The sequence below is a fragment of the Bradyrhizobium sp. 63_E2_N1_3 genome (assembly GCF_052076005.1).
GTDB lineage: Bacteria > Pseudomonadota > Alphaproteobacteria > Rhizobiales > Xanthobacteraceae > Bradyrhizobium > Bradyrhizobium barranii.
In genome coordinates this window covers 5,824,382-5,839,913 of record NZ_CP197235.1, presented here as the reverse complement: position 1 = coordinate 5,839,913, position 15,532 = coordinate 5,824,382, and the positions used below count along the sequence as shown (strand labels likewise).

The window sequence follows — 15,532 nt, the reverse complement described above, 5'->3', positions numbered from 1 at the left end:
GGAGAACATTTCGGCGTAGACAAATTTGATTTCTAACGGCCGCTCGACAATCTCGGCGGACCTTCCGGCGTTAGGAGTTGATTGGAGCCGGCGGCCGGCTAGGCGGGGTTGGAGCCAACTCCCAATCGTCGTTTAGGCTCTCGCCTGTACTGGCGCTTGAGCAGTCCGGGGGGACTGTTGAGCGATCTAGAACGCGCGCCCAAGCGTCTCAATGCGGAAAGCTCGGAGCTCGCGGTCACCATCGCCATCGCCGGCAAGACCGCATACCAGCTATTTGGCGCTAGAAACGCCGACTCTACAACGTTGGCCCCAATCATATAAATGAAAATCGCCAACGGAAACGCGTTGATGTGCGACTTCTCTTCATCTCCAGATATCAGAAGTCGCGCCGCAATCCAAAATTGCCAGGCGAGCAGGGCCAAGCATAGTGCGAGACCAACATACCCGAACGAAATTAGTATCTCCATAAAGCCATTATGCGCGTTGAGGAACTGACCGTATCCTATACCTTCGATCTGAGGTGATACTATCTTGGTAAAACCTGCTGCGAGACCGTAGCCAAGGAGCGGGCGCTGGTCGGCTAGCCCAATCAGGTAGCCCCACAGCGGAACGCGGCCCGTCAAATCGGGCTCCTTTCCAAGAGCATTAAGTGTGAGCGTTGCAAGATCGCCGCCGAATAATGCGATCATCAGAAGCGCAAGCGTCAGGAACGGCAATGCGGCTATTCGTATTTGAAATGAGCATCGACCCACGAGCATCAGCGTGGCCAGCAGGACGGGCATGAAACCCGCTACGGCGTAGGCGGCACCGGAGTTGGCTCCGTACAGGCACACCAGACTGATAGTGATGATGGCAACGCGAACTGCATAACTTGTGAAGGCAACGCGGCCATAAAAGAGCACGAGTACGAACGACAGCGCGGCCAGCTGCCCCAAGGCGGTCCGATGGCCAATCACCCCGCGCCAGGAACCCGCGTGGACCGCCTCAAAAGGAAAAACATCTGTGGCCTGATGGACACCCTGATAAGGAAAAACAAAGACCCAGACAAAGCTTGCAACGATAATAGAGGACAGCGTCCAGAGGAATAAACGCAGCGAGCCTACCGTTCCAAACTTTGAGCAAATGGCAATTCCAAAAAGTACGGTCCCAGACAGGGCAACGCTCTTTCGCAGAGTCAACAGCGGGTCTGGCGACCACAACATTGATAGGAAGCCCAGCAGAGGAAGGATAAATACAGGCCAGCTATGACGAACGGTTGTCCAGAAATTGGACGAGATCAGGAGAAGAATCGCAACCAAATAGCACAAGCTCAGCACGATTTGGCTGCGAAGGGAGCCATCTGCACCGAGGTCCATCGGACGGCCAGTGTCGATGCCGGCAATCTGCAGCGCAAATCCGCCGATCATCGCGATCGTGCAAATTCCGGAAATGATCGTGACCGGCAACGGAACCGAGGGCGGTCCCGAATTTTCTGTAGGTCGCTGAAGCTTGAGCCGATAGAAGTTACGTTTTTGAAAAACCGAATTTCGTTGCATGATCCAACTGGTCTTGCGCGACGAACGCTGAGAGGTCGTCAGGACGCGAATGTCTCAGTGGGCGACAAATCGTAAACGACGAGGATTCCCCGAATATTGCTACAGCACATTTTAAATACCAGGGAAATAAATAATTAAGTATTTGCGAAACAAGCTTAAAATAGCCGAGTTGCCGCGGTCGGTCTTTTGTCCCGCCGTCACCCTCGAACCGTTTTAGGCGGTCTACTCGTGGCAATCTCTGGGAGATGGTTGGCCACCGCAAGCGTGACGTAGGCAGCCCCAGCTGGCGGCCTCAGTTGAGTTTCCTGCGAAGCTTTCGAGCGCTGGCGGGCCTACCACTCCCTGCGCTCTAATCCGCAATTGGATCGGCAGCCGGGAGCATTGGGGCTGGAATTGCTATGGCGTGCCATGTTGGCCCTCCAAGTGACAATGCGTAGAAAACCGGAGTCCGGTAGTTGTCCGGACTCCATTTTCGGAACGGGGTGTTCTACTGAAGGAACACCGGCGCGATTTGAGCACCAAGTTTTTTCGTTATTCCGGGAATGCCGCAGTGGGGGCTGGAACCACGCTGCGGCTTTTCCGATTTCGCGAGGGTTCGAGCTGCCACCTGGCGGCCGGCGGCACAGACTGCACATGCCAAGGAAGAAAGCCCCAGCTACGCTAAGGTGATGCGTGAGGAATGGGCGTTTCGGTTTTTCATTTGCTTGGTCGGGCTTTTCCCCGTCGTTCTAGTGGCAATCTTGTTGTTCAAGCTTTGAGGCCGCCAACTGAGACGGCCTCTTATTGATCCCTCTTCAGCTTTCGCCGGCCCCAATGAGGCTCTTTGCCCTTCGGGCTAAGCTCCGGGACATAGTGGCGGTTCAATGCCCGCATGACCCCGATGCGGGCAAACATCGTCGGGCCACCACCTTCCGCCACCACGATCAAGGCTTCCATCGCCGCTTGCCACTCCAGTACGGCGTGCTCTTTCTTCGGCAGCGTGGCGATGTACTCGCCGGCGTCGAGCAGCGTCACCAGTACGTGATTGTCGATCGTGACCGGATCCTTGAAACGCCGACCCCAGCCTCGTTCGGTCATTCCTTCCGCTTCAGATCATGTCCCGCGGCACCAATGGCGCGTTCAACCTCATCGGCCAGGATTGTCAGATGCTCGGCCAGCTTGGTGAACAGTTCTCGCTTCCTGGGCTCAGTTGCCAGATCACGAATCAAGGCGCACTCGGCAGCATCCGTTCGCAGCTTTTCCAACTGAGCCTGCATGTCTTTCATGGTGATCGGTTCCGTTCCCGATCTGGAACTATAACGCTTTGTGCAAAAGCAGACAGATTTGATTGCCGTTTTTTCCTATGCTCATGGCCACCTGGCGACCCCATTACCGCCAAGGTACCTCCAAACGGCCCCGGCAATTTAGTCTTTTGCTGGGGCCGCTTTTGCGCTGGTGCCGATCAGCCGGACATAGGTCCCGCTCTCATGCAGCTCGAGCCAGCCGCATTCAACTGCATACTTGATGCCGGCCTTAAACTCCGAGCCACTGGCTTTTAGCGTGTAAAGGAAGGGCGCGTTTATCTTCTCAATGTGGATGCGGCCGTCCTCGACCGCTTCAATAGTCGTCGCGAGTTCTACCAGCTTGCGGGCCGCGACTTCTGGGTTGGCGAAGGATCGTTTCGCGGCGCGTTTCATCGGTACCCCATAGCTGGCACTGTCGGCGTATTCCAATCGAAGTCTGGTCGGACATCGGCGCCTCTTCTGCCGAAAGCCTGTCAGACGAATTTCGACTCAATATCCGATAGCCGCACATCGTCAGACCATCGATCCGCGCTTGAGGCGCTCGAGACTCTCCGGATGCTGTTGCGGCAGCCTGGCGGCAAGGGCGGCCTTTCCGTTGATCGAGATGCGCCCAACGGCAGCTTCGACTACCCGCGCGCCGAGCTCGACCCTAGCAGCTTATTAGCCCGGATTTTCAAGGCTAAAAGTCTCGGACTGCTCGTCATAGGCGAACAGCTCGGCATAACGGCCCCAGGACACCATCGTCTTGAGCGTTTCGTCCGCATAATCCTCGGACATATAGTCTTCGAGCTCGTTGCGGAACCGCGCCACGGGCGCAGTGTGCGAGGGACGTTCGTCGAGCACGCGGCGAATCAATCCCATCACCGGAACGTATGCGACGAGATGTTCGGCGAACAACCTTTTGCGTGCGTCGGTCTCGAGATGAGCGAAACGCTTGCCTGCTTCCGTCAGCATCAAGTCCCCTTCGCTGAGTTGGGCCAACCGCAGAAGCTGAAGAGATTCGCCGAGATGCAGGATTTCGTCTGCTTCGAGCTGGAGCTGGCTTGCGAGCACGGGCAGGTCGGCGTGTCCGTGATAGGGCGGTCCCGCCAGCGTCTCGATCAGGCCGGACAGCACGTTGGATGAGACGTGATGCAGAGTCATGCCGATACCGGTCCCGGAAATGCCTTCGATCGAAGATGCCTTCGGCTCGGCGCGCTGGGTCATGCGGGCATAGATGCTGTCGACAAGCTGGCGGAAATGCGGATCAAGCCGGTTGCGTGGATGAGGCAGGTCGACCTTGATCTCGGCGGCGACACGCCCTGGATTGGATGAAAATACCAGGATGCGATCGCACATCAGGACTGCCTCCTCGATATTGTGCGTCACCATCAGGATCGACTTGATGGGTAGTCGACCCTCGATCCAGAGATCGATCAGATCGGTCCGCAGCGTCTCAGCGGTGAGTACATCGAGCGCCGAAAAGGGTTCGTCCATCAACAACAAGTCGGGGTGCACAACAAGAGCGCGAGCAAAGCCCACGCGTTGGCGCATTCCGCCCGAGAGCTCTTTTGGGAAGGCCGACTCGAAGCCGTCGAGGCCGATCAGGTCGATCGCCGCCAGTGCGCGCTTGCGGCGCTCGGTGGCATCGACGCCTAGCGCTTCCAGTCCAAGCTCGACATTTTGCAGAACCGTCAGCCAGGGAAACAGTGCGAATGATTGAAACACCATGGCAACGCCGTTCGGTGGGCCAATGATGGCTTGGTCCCGGCACGTTGCCTCGCCTGACGAAGGGCTGACCAGTCCGGCGATGATCCGTAGAAGTGTCGATTTGCCGGACCCGGAGCGGCCGAGCAGTCCAACAATCTCTCCTGGCCGGATCGTTAGGTCGACGTTCTCTAGCACCAGAAATTCATCGCCGCTACCCTTTGGAAAGGAGCGGCAGACGCAGCGGATATCGATCAATGTGGCAGTTTGGTCGAGCATTATGGGCTCTCCTCTACTCAAGTCTCGTTAGCCAAGGCGCAGGCGCCGCTCGCCGAACGCGTAGAGCGGCCGCCAGATCAGTCGATTGAACAACGTCACCAGGATGCACATCGTGGCAATTCCGAGCACGACGCGCGGGAAGTCGCCGGCTTCCGTTGCGGAAGCAATATAGGCGCCGAGCCCGGTGGCCTTCAGATGCGTGTCGCCCCAGCTTGCGACCTCCGCGACGATCGACGCATTCCAGGAGCCGCCGGATGCCGTGATTGCACCGGTGACGTAGTACGGGAAGATTCCGGGCAGGATGACCTTGATCCACCACCGCCATCCCCGGAGATGGAAGCTGCCGGCGGCTTCGCGCAGATCGGTCGGAAAGGCGCTCGCGCCCGCGATCACGTTGAACAGGATGTACCACTGCGTGCCCAGGATCATCAGCGGGCTCAGCCAGATGTCTGGATTGAGCTTGAAGCTGACAATGGCGACGACAAAGACGGGGAAGGCGAGATTGGCCGGGAAGGCCGCCAGAAACTGGGCCAGCGGCTGGATCCGTTCGGCCAGCTTCGGGCGAAGCCCGATCCACACGCCAACCGGCACCCAGATCAGCGTGGCGAGGCTGATCAGGATGGCGACGCGCAACAACGTGATGAGCCCGTCCCTGATGACGACGAGAACGTCGGACATTCCGAGACTGGCCGAGAGATAGCGATAGGTCAGCCAGGCGGCATAGGCCGTGCCGGCGAGGATCAATGCGATCCAGACCGTATCGACGAGGCGTGACGTCTGGTCTTTACCTGGTGCCGCGGGCGGCAGCTTTGGCAGCGGAATGCGCAAGTTCGAGATCGCGCGGTTCAGCGCCGCGAAAGGAAGGGTCAGCGCACGCAGCGCCCGAGTCCGGCGGAACAGGTCGAGCATCCAGGAGGCCGGCGCCTCGCCTGAGGCGGTCTGCTCGAAGCGGAATTTGTCGGCCCAGGCGACGATGGGGCGGAACAGCAGCTGATCATAGGCGATGATCACGAGCAGCATCGCCAGGAGGGCGTAGAGGATGGCCGACAAATCCTGCTGCTGAATCGCCAGCGCGACATAGGAGCCGATCCCCGGCAAGGTCACCGTGGTCGTGCCGACGGTGATCGCTTCCGAGGCGACCACGAAGAACCAGCCACCCGACATCGACATCATCGCGTTCCAGATCAGTCCCGGCATCGCGAAGGGGACGTCGAGGTGCCAGAAGCGCTGCCAGCCGGACAAATGGAAGCTTTGCGTGGCCTCCTCGAGGTCCTTCGGCACGTTGCGGATCGACTGGTACATGCTGAACGTCATGTTCCAGGCCTGGCTGGTGAAGATCGCAAACACGGAGGCGAGCTCGGCGCCCAGCACCTGGTCCGGAAACAAATTCATGAAGAAGACGACAGTGAAGGTGAGGAAGCCGAGGATCGGCACCGACTGGAGGATATCCAGCAGCGGGATCATGACCAGCTCCGCGCGCCGGCTCTTGGCGGCGATCGCCGCGTAGACGAAAGTGAAGACAGTCGAGCACACCATCGCAAGCAGCATCCGCAACGTCGTGCGCAAGGCGTAGAGCGGCAGGTTTGCCGGATCGAGCGAGACCGGCGCGCGCTCCAGTTCGGACAGGGGCGCGACGGTCTGCTGGCCGCCATAGACGATCAGCACCATGGCGCCGATGACGAGGATCAGCGCCGCGACGTCCCAGACATTGGGACGTGCTGCCAACCCGATTGTGGTTCTGCGAATATCCTGTAGCCTCACGATGCGGTCCTCTCAGTTAGAATTCCGCGTGCAAGCGGCCCGAGAAGATCGAGACCGGCCCGCGATCGGCGTTGTAGGCGGGATTGACGACGAGCTGATAGTCGGCGGTCATCGTCACGCCCTCGATCACCGAATAGGCATAGTAGGCCTCGAGAATCCGCTCGTTGTTGTAGTTGAGACGGCCGTCGCCGATCAGGAGGCCGATGCCGCCGGCGGCGAGGAAGTCGCGATGCCCGGCCGACAAGCCGTTGATGGCGCCGCCGATGCCGACCGTGTCGTCCGGCCGTCCCCAGCGGCCGCCCTTGATCGACAGGCCGCCGGAGAGACTGCGGTCAATGTCGGTGAATGACAGAATCTGGTTCTGGCCGTCGTTCCAACTCGCGCGGGCGAACAGCCCGACGTCGTTGACGATCTGCTGCTCGAGATTGACGTAGAAGCCGTATTTGGAGCGGATGCGCTGGGTTGCGGTGGCGATGTCGTTAATGTTGAGCGCAGGGTTGGCGGCCGCCAGTGTCAGGACTTCGCGATAGTTCGCGGTGTTGCCGCCATTGGCAAAGACGCCGACACGCAATTTGCCCGGCTGCTCGAAGATCGAATGGCGCTCCTCGAATTCGACGACCGCGCCGCCCGTCTTGTAGACCAGTGTGTCGCTGTTGGGCGCATCGGGGACCTGGAACAGTCCGGCGCGCACGGCCCAATCCTTGCGGTTGAGCTCGACCACGGCGCCACGCGTGTAGCCGGGCAGGTCGGCGGGGAAATCGTACGCCCCCGACGACCACATCGCCCAGTTCATGAAGTCGGCGCGCGGGTCTTTTGCATATGAGTTGCCGTCGAAGAAATCACCGACGGCAAAACGGCCGACGATCAGCGTGATGCGGTCGATGTCGCGCTTGCCGGCGAGCTGGTTCGGCGCGTCGGCCACCTCTTCCTGCTCGCCGCCGAGGCCGAAGGTCTGCTTGAAGTAGTAGCGCTGCGGACGGATTTTCGGGAACGGCGCGCCAGCCTTCTGGGCTTCGCCATTGGAGAAGCCGGCAAGTCCGAGCGTGCCGTTGAGACCAAAGCCCTGGGCCAGCTCGGGATTGAAGTAGAATTCGCCGCCGTCCCACAGCCGCGCACCCAGAAACGCCGTGGTCGTCCACGTCGCCTGAAACTGGCCGCTGCCGGGCAGGCTCTGCGGGCTCGCATAGGGCGAATGGATCGGCCCGTAGCCCTGCGGCAGCACGGTCGTCTGGGCGTGGACATTCCAGTCGCCGGACTCCGGCAGTTTCGTCTTGCCGTTGATCGGCGCCATCCAGGGCGTATCGCCGAAGTGGTAGTTCAGGCCGAGCTTGAACAGATGAACGCGCGGTTCGACATCGACATTGGCGAGGCCAAAGCCGCTGAGATCGTAGGTTCGTCGCGACAGCGCGACGTAGTCGTATTCGGCCTTTGCGCTCCAATTGCCGCTGACGGCCAATTCAAGGCCGAGGCCCGCCGTCCACCCGGTTTGATACTTTCCGACCGGAAACAGCTCCGAGACACCGTCGGCATCATTGATGTTGATATGCGTATGGCCCCAGGCGAAACCGCCGGTGACGAAAGGCATGAAGCGGTCGAAGGCATAGCCGATGCGGCCGCGCACGGTGCCGACATAGTCGATTGTGGTGTTGAAGGGGGTCGGTGACCGTCCATGCGCGACGACGTCGCGCGGACCGGTGAACGTGGAGTCCGCCTCGATTCCGAGCACGATACGGTTTGCGAGCTGGCGATTATAGCCAAGCTGGTAGCCGCCGGAGAGGCCGGTCGCGCTGGACGGCAGGATCATTCCCTGCGCGGGCAGAGGGTTGGTGCCGGGCCCAAAGCTCGCATCGCCGTAGCCGAAATGGCCGCCGACATAGAAGCCGGTCCAGTCGTAGAGGGTCTTCGCCGTTCGTGCCTTCAGCGGCAGATCGGCGGCATGCGGCTGGGGGCATCCCAAGCCCGTGAGTACGCTTCCAATGGCAAGAAATCGCTTCATTCCAAACCTCCGTGCATCGGCAGCCGCCGATCACTGCTTGCGCCGCTGTCCCAAAGCGAGCCAGGCGCCTAGTCGTCCCAGCCAGCGTGTTCCGGACAGGACCGCTCGAAGACCTTGATGGGAAATCCGTCGCTGACCGTGGAGGATCATGGCGCAATGCAGAGTTCGGCTGGCCATCCGAAGGACGGCCGCCGCCACTAGGCGTCGCAGTCGTGCGAAAAGTGCCTTGATCATCGGGCCCACCATCGGCGACGGCTTACGCGCCAGATCCAATCCAGGGTGCCTGAAGTGGCTCAGACGCCGACCATTGGCGCGGCAATCCTGGCGCCACGGTCATCTCCTCGGACCAATGGCAGACCAGTCCATTGTCGTCCGTCGACCAGCGGCAGAGAAGCCGCGGGCGGATCGATCGGCCAACGTTGTGGACGCGTAGATTGTCGTTGGCGGGAAAGGGACCGCTTGCTCTGCGCGCAAAGCGGCAAAGTCCGCGCAACCGAATTCGTGCGATTACCTTCAACATCGCTCACCTCCACCTCCGCATGACGCGGCAGGTCAGTGAGCGGAACGAGACCGCCTATTTGCGGTCGTAATTCCTGTCGCTGCCGCCGCTTTCGCGGACGCTTGTGTTCTGCGGCTGCGTTGCTCCTTCGGGGAGCGCGGCGCCATAGGTGGTACTGCCCATAGCTCTTCGTCTGGTTGTGATCCGTCGGGAACGGAATGTTCCAGACGGTGACTGGCCCAATATGCTTGCGATCGCGTGGAGTCAAGCACACAGTTCTATCCTCCAGGGAGGATATGACGTATCCTCCCTGGGAGGATAGGAGACGTCATGAAAGATCATGCTCACAGCTCGATTGCCCGCCGCCTGAAACGCGCACACGGCCATCTCGAAACGATTATAGAGATGATCGAACAGGATCGCCCTTGCGTCCAGATCGCCCAACAATTGCAGGCGGTGGAAGGAGCGATCGAGAACGCCAAAAAGATGCTGGTCCACGATCATCTCAGTCATAGTCTTGAACGATCCTTCCCCGCCGCGGGGTCGAAGGGCAGGGCGACGCTCAAGGAGTTCAAGCTGCTGGCGAAATACCTCTGAGGCCGTTGACCGATCCTTCGCAACGTCAGCACCCCCCTGCGGGCCTCACCGGCCATTTGAACGCGACGACGAAGAGAGCACTCGCTATTTCGCTGCCGGTTTTCCCAAGGTTAGGAGCGGCGAAGTCTGGATCCCAAGCATGGGTGACCAGCAACAGGGCGCACGCGAACGCTACGTTTGAGAACGGCCCCGCGATTAGAATGGCTGCACGCCGTGGAATCGAGAGGCCACCGATTGAGGGGCGAGTGTTCGGCTTTGTTGGCTTGAGAGACTCGGGTCCGTCATAGAAGCCGCACGTTGACCGAACAGGCAGAACCCTGAAGGCCAAAATCGTGCCTGATCCATCGGAAAGTCGACCGATCGTTGGACCCAGTCCAATAGTCACGACCACTGCATTGATGCCGAAGGCGCGGGCAGCAAGCAGATGACCAAGCTCATAGACGACCAGGGCGCAGTAGCCGCCAATAGCAAGCAAAGGGATCTGCCACATGCTGATCGCCTTCTACGCGCATTGGTCTTTTTGAAGTGACCAATAACGGCCTCTCTGAAAGACCAGGGGGTGTCGTGAAGTTCTCGGGCTTTCGTGAATGGCGAGCACCCGAGAGATGAAGAGTTCGTGGTCCCCGCCGTCGTGTCGGGCATATTGTTCGCACTCCAGCGCGACCAGCACGTCGGGAAGGAGTGGGGTACCGAACTGTCCGTCGGTCGCAGATATGTCGTCCCATTTGCCAGATTTTGCGCGCGCAAAGCGATCGGACAGATGGCCCTGCTCTTCGCCGAGTACGTTTATGGCGTACCGACGGCATAACCGCCATTTCACCAGGCTCGCCGCTTCGAGGTGAATGCTGAAGGCTACGAGAGGAGGAGTTAGCGATACCGAGTTAAACGAACTCATGGTCATGCCCAGTCGCTCGCCCTCGTCGGTCGTTGCGGTTACAACGATGACTCCGGTCGGGAAGTAGCCAAGCGCATCACGGAACTGTCGATTGTTGAAAGTCATGGCTATGTGCTCTCTCAGGTCGGCTGCAAGTGTCTGCGCTTGGCAAGCGTGGCTCGTATCTTGCTTCGAATCGCCTTGAGGACGTGGCAGATCAGGCTCCTGCTATTCAGCAGGGATCGCGGCTTCGATTTGCTGGGTATGGTGAAATGACGCGCTGTTCGCGGGCAGATCGTAGCTAGCCATCAGCTTGTCGACGGTCTGATCAAGCGATGCCCAGGGTGCGAGCCTCATGCTATGGGCCCGAACGAGGAATGGCGGCCCCGCATAGAAGTTCTCATATTGAACGTGTCGGGCGCCGAACTCCGAGGCCAGTAGATCCCAGGCCAGCTTGTAGAGCTTCATCCGATCCAGCGCGCTCTCATGCTCAGTCGACCAATAAGTCTCAAAAAGAGCGTTCATTTGATCGTTTCCGACGATTGAGATGTCGGCTGGCATCTGGAAGATGGCGCCGCCCATCAACTCTCTTACCGTCGCGCAGATCAGCCCATAATTGTCCTGGCACCAGCTGAGAGCGGCGTACATGTAACGCTGATTGACCACGACATACCCGTCGCCAACGGGCTGATGATCGGCGACCTGGCCAGCGATCAAGCCGGCGATCGTCGCCTCCATGGCCGCAAGTTTTCCGAGTGTCTCCTGAACGGCGGGAATTCCGCGGACGCCGGCAGATTTTGCAATCTTGTTCGCAAGCCCGACGATCAATTGAAGCTTTGCCCAGAAGCGTACGTTCGATTGATGATTTCCGAAGTAGTGCCCACCCGTTTCCATGTAGATCGCGCGACTGAGGTCGACGTTTCCGATCGTGAAGACGCGTGACCATGGGACCTTCACGTTGTCGCAGACGAGCATGCAATCGCTCTCGTCGAAGCGAGAGGAGAGGGGGTAGTCGAACGTGTTCGGTGCGGCCTGCTCCATCGATCGTCGTGACCAGAGCGATAGTCCCGGCGCATTGGCCGGTACCGCACAGGTCACGGCTTCCTTGATCCGGTCAGGCGCTAGCGGCGTCAGGTTTCCGATCCAGATCTCGTCGCAAAACGCGCCTCCGGTCGCGAGTGTCTTCATGCCGTGGAGAGTGATCCCCTCGTCGTCCATGGCCGAAACATGAAGTGCCGGCGACTTGAAGAACGACGAGCCGGCGTCAGATGAGTAGTTGCGCGCGCCCTGTGGAGGGTGGGTCGCATAGCTGACATAGAGATCGTTGTCGCGGATGTAGGTGTAATAGTCGAGGAGGTTTTGTTTGAAGCCGTGGTTCGGAACGTCGAACACTTCGGGCCGACAGGTCATCCCGGTAATGAAAGATCCAACGTGATCTGGGGATCGACCGAACAGTCCGTAGCTGGCATCGGCCCACGCTTTGTGCCCGGCCGTGCGGAATTCGAGGTCTTGGCGGCTACGCGGCCGCTTGAAATAGAAACTATGACGCTGACCGTCTTCCGAGAAGGAAAGTCGATCGAAATGATCCGGATTGCATTTCAGATCGAACAAGCGCGCGAAGCTTTGAGCAGAATTGCGGAAGGCAGGATGGGTGGTCACGTCATCAACGAGGTGGCCACCGAGGTAGATCTTGCGGCCGTCTCTCAGCGATCGAAGATAATTGGCGCCGGTCCGAAGCATTGTTCATCTCTCCAAAATTAGTTAGGTAAACTAAATAAAGAGATGGGGCCTTGGAGTCAAGCAGGCCTCCCTGGGGGTTATCGCGCTGTTGTCCGTCGCCGACGCTTGGTTGGCTGGCGCAGCGCAGCCTCGCGTTGGTCTGCGGCGACATCGTTCAGGACCGAAATCGCGCTCTCGGCACGAGAGATCAAGACGCTCAGCTCGTTGGAGTAGGTGAGGGCGCTATTGCTATCGAGGTGCCCGTAGAGCGCGTCATTGACTATTTGCTGTATGGGCGCAATCGCCGAAAGCGAGGACACGCCCTTATCGGTAAGTTCGAGAAAGCTGACCCGCCTATCATCTGGATTGACGACCTTGGCCAGATAACCCTGCTCGACGAGGTCGGCGATCTCAACGCTTGCGTAGGCGTCCGTCACATGCATCTCGCGCGCTGTCGATCTGACGGTCCATTGCTGCTTATCAGTCAGACGTCCCACGGCCTGCATGAGCACATACTGAAAAGTGGAAAGGCCGACCAGAGAGGCAAATCCGCTACGAACGGTCTCAAGCAGGCTGGAAAGCACGAAATGCTGGTGGGTGATCCTCCGCACCAGCATGTCAGTCCCATCGACCATGAGCGCGGCGCGGGAAATCGTTGGCGGTAGTTTGGGGGCGCGAGGCCGGGTGACTGCCGCACCTGGCTTGGCCTTCGATACGCGCTCCCTCGACTTTGTCATCTCAACTGTTCCTCAGAAGGCCGTAGCGTACGAATCGCTATCGTGCCGCCCGCGCGGGCCAATCGTCGATTAGCATGCTTTGGCCCATGCCAACAGGGAGCGCGGCCTTGTGGCCAATCGCCTTGAGGACCGCCCAGCCAAGGCAAAGATTGGAGGAAAGCACCGCCTTGCCTGTGGCGCGAACGATGTCTGGTATGGCCCGCAAGGTCGGGGCGCCAGTGCCGGTCAGGACAATCGCGTCGGCCGAGTGCCAGTCCAGGCGCAGGACCGCTTCGACAACCTTGGAGGCGCGTAGCTTATATATGTTAAGCGTGTCACTGGAGCCGAGGTCAATTCCCCCTTTCGCCGTCAGATCAAAGCCGGCCTGTGACCAGAACGAGAATGATGCCTCCTGCAGCCAGCCCGGGTAGGGTCCAAAGAGGGCAATGCGCCGCGCCCCGAGCTCGGCGAGAGCAAGCTCAATGGCCTCGGCCGAGGAGAGAATAGGGTAGCCGTATAGCCGGGAGAGCTGCTCGAACTTCCGACGCACCTCGTCATGACCCAGCAGGTAGGTCGTTGCGGTGCAGGCGAAACCAAGGGCCCCGAGCCTGATTGCGCCAAACCCCTCGAGGCTCTCCCCCAGATTGAACAAATAGTCTGAAAACCTCTTGCGGGCGTCGATGGGATCGCCGCGGAGCCGTGTGGTGAGGCTCAGCACGTCCGGTGGCATAAGTGCGGCCATTTCAGGCTCTACGGTCGGATTGGACTGTGGCGGGGCGAAGCCAACAATGCCGCCGGATCCGTACTCAAAATCATTGGACATCGTCGCGCTCCGTCAGCTTCTCAAGGGATTTAAGCAGGTCGCTGGTTGGAAGTACGTCAGCGTATTTCTGGGCCATGTCGAACAGGTTCACGCCATGAGCGATCGAGCTGCGGTCGTAGACACACTCCTGCGGCACGGCGACGTGAAAATTGTAGGAGAAGGCGTCGACCACGCTGGCGCGGACGCAGCCTGACGTCGTGCAACCCGTCATGATGAGGCTGTCGACCTGGAGGTCCACGAGATGGCTCACCAGAGTGGTGCCAAAGAAGGCGCTGGGGTGTTTCTTCGGTATCAGTATGTCGCCGTCGATCGGCGCGACTTCCCGGACAAAGCGGTACCCGACGGGCGGAATCGTCATGATCGAGGGGACTTTTGCCGCAAGCCGGCCGCCGTCCTGCAGGACCTTCGGCGCGACATGTGGAAAGAGGACGGGCCAACGTTTCTTTCTAAATAGTTCCAGCACTGTGCTGATGTGCCCAACGGCCTGCCATGCGACCTCACCGCAGGACGTCGGATATTCCTCGACCGCTTGCCAAAACGGCAGCGGCAACGAGCCGGTCGTTCGATACTGCACGTCGATAATGAGAAGCGCAGGCCTGCGCCCAATGCCCGCCGAGCGGCCGAATCCGGCCGCATCGTAAGCTCGTCGATCTTCGTCAGTGATGATGCCGTCCCACGGTCGCACGTCAGATCTCCTCTATAAAATTAGTTTGCAAAATTAAATATCGTCGGATAGCGTTGCGGTCAATAGAGGAAGCGAGGAGGGCCCATGGCCAAGTTTGATACAAAGATGGATCGTTATCCGTTCGTGCCAATCACACAGCGGCCGACCTACGATTGGCCCGGTGGCAGGAGACTTGCCGTTTATTTTGCAATCAATATCGAAGCATTCGAGTTCGGCCGAAACCCTGGACCGGACTTCACGACCATGCCCGCCCCGCCGTTTCATCGCGGCTATGCTTACCGGGACTTCGGTAACCGGGTTGGGATCTGGCGCCTGATCGATCTCTTCCAGGAGTTCGACATCCAGCTCTCGGTACTTGCCAATACCGCCGTCTACGATGCCTATCCCGCGCTCATGGATGCGTTTCGACGGCGGGGCGACGAGTTCGTCGGCCACGGTCGTACAAATTCGGAGCGGCAGATCGACATGACCGAGGACGAAGAACGCGACATGCTGAGAGAGGTTCGGCTCCGCTTCGAGAAGGAAGAGGGGACGGCGCCGCAGGGGTGGCTCGGACCCTTCATCTCGCAGAGCACGAAAACCCCAGAGCTGCTGGTCGAGCAAGGCTTCGGCTATATGCTCGACTGGTTCTACGACGAGCAGCCGCAGCTGTTCAGAACGGATCTCGGCCCAATTCTCAGCGTGCCGTATCCATCCATGGAGTTGAACGATCTGCCGGCCGTCTTCAATAGAAGGGTCAGCGACGCTGAGTTTGCCGATCTCTTGGTCGATGCTTTCGATCAGCAATTGCAGGACTCCGAGAAATATCCGCTCGTCTTCTCGGCCGCACTCCACACCTTTGTCATGGGCCAGCCGCACCGAACCCGAAAGTTGCGGCGCGCGCTCGCGCACATCGCCTCTCAGCGCGACAAGGTCTGGATCACGACGGCCGGCAAGATAGCCGCTCATGCACTCTCGCTGCCCAAGGGGACGCTTCTCAGCCCCGAGATCGCAGGGACAGGCATTTCGCCTGAGCATTCATCGCATCGCCAAAGCCGCGTCTGATCTGCCGGGAGATGCTCAATATGGTGAAGCGATAT

The 15,532-nt window shown here is 59.5% G+C and carries 15 protein-coding genes; 2 read left to right on the top strand and 13 right to left on the bottom strand.

Going from position 1 to position 15,532, the window contains the following annotated elements; genetic code table 11:
- Positions 1 to 98 precede the first annotated feature (98 nt).
- The 7 genes from AB7531_RS28220 to AB7531_RS28190 all read right to left on the bottom strand — a co-directional run bounded on the left by AB7531_RS28220 (position 99) and on the right by AB7531_RS28190 (position 8,540).
- On the bottom strand, positions 99 to 1,535 hold the full coding sequence (locus AB7531_RS28220) for an O-antigen ligase family protein (RefSeq protein ID WP_441280193.1): 1,437 nt from the start codon (positions 1,533 to 1,535) through the stop codon (positions 99 to 101).
- A 780-nt stretch (positions 1,536 to 2,315) separates the two neighbouring features.
- Positions 2,316 to 2,612, bottom strand: a complete 297-nt coding sequence (locus AB7531_RS28215) for a hypothetical protein (RefSeq protein ID WP_063984077.1) — start codon at positions 2,610 to 2,612, stop codon at positions 2,316 to 2,318.
- Positions 2,609 to 2,800, bottom strand: coding sequence for a hypothetical protein (locus AB7531_RS28210; protein ID WP_063984076.1), 192 nt, complete (start codon positions 2,798 to 2,800; stop codon positions 2,609 to 2,611). The genes AB7531_RS28215 and AB7531_RS28210 overlap by 4 nt, the downstream gene beginning before the upstream one ends.
- Positions 2,801 to 2,938: 138 nt before the next feature.
- Positions 2,939 to 3,211, bottom strand: a complete 273-nt coding sequence (locus AB7531_RS28205; protein WP_063984075.1) for a hypothetical protein — start codon at positions 3,209 to 3,211, stop codon at positions 2,939 to 2,941.
- 267 nt (positions 3,212 to 3,478) lie between these two features.
- Complete coding sequence (locus AB7531_RS28200) at positions 3,479 to 4,783, bottom strand: ABC transporter ATP-binding protein (protein WP_063984074.1); 1,305 nt, start codon at positions 4,781 to 4,783, stop codon at positions 3,479 to 3,481.
- 27 nt (positions 4,784 to 4,810) lie between these two features.
- The gene (locus AB7531_RS28195) at positions 4,811 to 6,544 is read right to left on the bottom strand and encodes an ABC transporter permease (RefSeq protein ID WP_231144559.1); all 1,734 of its coding nucleotides are present in this window, start codon (positions 6,542 to 6,544) and stop codon (positions 4,811 to 4,813) included.
- A gap of 16 nt (positions 6,545 to 6,560) precedes the next feature.
- Positions 6,561 to 8,540 (bottom strand): carbohydrate porin, encoded by a 1,980-nt coding sequence (locus AB7531_RS28190; RefSeq protein ID WP_441280192.1) that lies wholly within the window; start codon positions 8,538 to 8,540, stop codon positions 6,561 to 6,563.
- An 829-nt stretch (positions 8,541 to 9,369) separates the two neighbouring features.
- Between AB7531_RS28190 and AB7531_RS28185 the strand changes: the two genes are divergently transcribed.
- Positions 9,370 to 9,636 (top strand): metal-sensing transcriptional repressor, encoded by a 267-nt coding sequence (locus tag AB7531_RS28185; RefSeq protein WP_063984071.1) that lies wholly within the window; start codon positions 9,370 to 9,372, stop codon positions 9,634 to 9,636.
- Positions 9,637 to 9,661: 25 nt separating this feature from the next.
- Here AB7531_RS28185 and AB7531_RS28180 read toward each other — a convergent pair whose 3' ends face one another.
- From AB7531_RS28180 to AB7531_RS28155, 6 genes are all read right to left on the bottom strand, one after another.
- Positions 9,662 to 10,126, bottom strand: a complete 465-nt coding sequence (locus AB7531_RS28180; RefSeq protein ID WP_084795179.1) for a site-2 protease family protein — start codon at positions 10,124 to 10,126, stop codon at positions 9,662 to 9,664.
- A gap of 12 nt (positions 10,127 to 10,138) precedes the next feature.
- Positions 10,139 to 10,636, bottom strand: coding sequence for a flavin reductase family protein (locus AB7531_RS28175; protein WP_080669672.1), 498 nt, complete (start codon positions 10,634 to 10,636; stop codon positions 10,139 to 10,141).
- Between the two features lie 102 nt (positions 10,637 to 10,738).
- Positions 10,739 to 12,250 (bottom strand): 4-hydroxyphenylacetate 3-hydroxylase family protein, encoded by a 1,512-nt coding sequence (locus AB7531_RS28170; RefSeq protein ID WP_231144560.1) that lies wholly within the window; start codon positions 12,248 to 12,250, stop codon positions 10,739 to 10,741.
- 77 nt (positions 12,251 to 12,327) lie between these two features.
- On the bottom strand, positions 12,328 to 12,966 hold the full coding sequence (locus AB7531_RS28165; protein WP_187387740.1) for a MarR family winged helix-turn-helix transcriptional regulator: 639 nt from the start codon (positions 12,964 to 12,966) through the stop codon (positions 12,328 to 12,330).
- Positions 12,967 to 13,003: 37 nt separating this feature from the next.
- Positions 13,004 to 13,768: a maleate cis-trans isomerase family protein gene (locus AB7531_RS28160; protein WP_063984067.1), complete on the bottom strand. Its 765-nt coding sequence runs from the start codon at positions 13,766 to 13,768 to the stop codon at positions 13,004 to 13,006.
- On the bottom strand, positions 13,758 to 14,453 hold the full coding sequence (locus AB7531_RS28155) for an isochorismatase family protein (RefSeq protein WP_231144561.1): 696 nt from the start codon (positions 14,451 to 14,453) through the stop codon (positions 13,758 to 13,760). The genes AB7531_RS28160 and AB7531_RS28155 overlap by 11 nt, the downstream gene beginning before the upstream one ends.
- An 84-nt stretch (positions 14,454 to 14,537) precedes the next feature.
- On the opposite strand from AB7531_RS28155, the gene AB7531_RS28150 reads away from it, so the two are divergent.
- On the top strand, positions 14,538 to 15,497 hold the full coding sequence (locus tag AB7531_RS28150; protein ID WP_063984065.1) for a polysaccharide deacetylase family protein: 960 nt from the start codon (positions 14,538 to 14,540) through the stop codon (positions 15,495 to 15,497).
- Positions 15,498 to 15,532 lie beyond the last annotated feature (35 nt).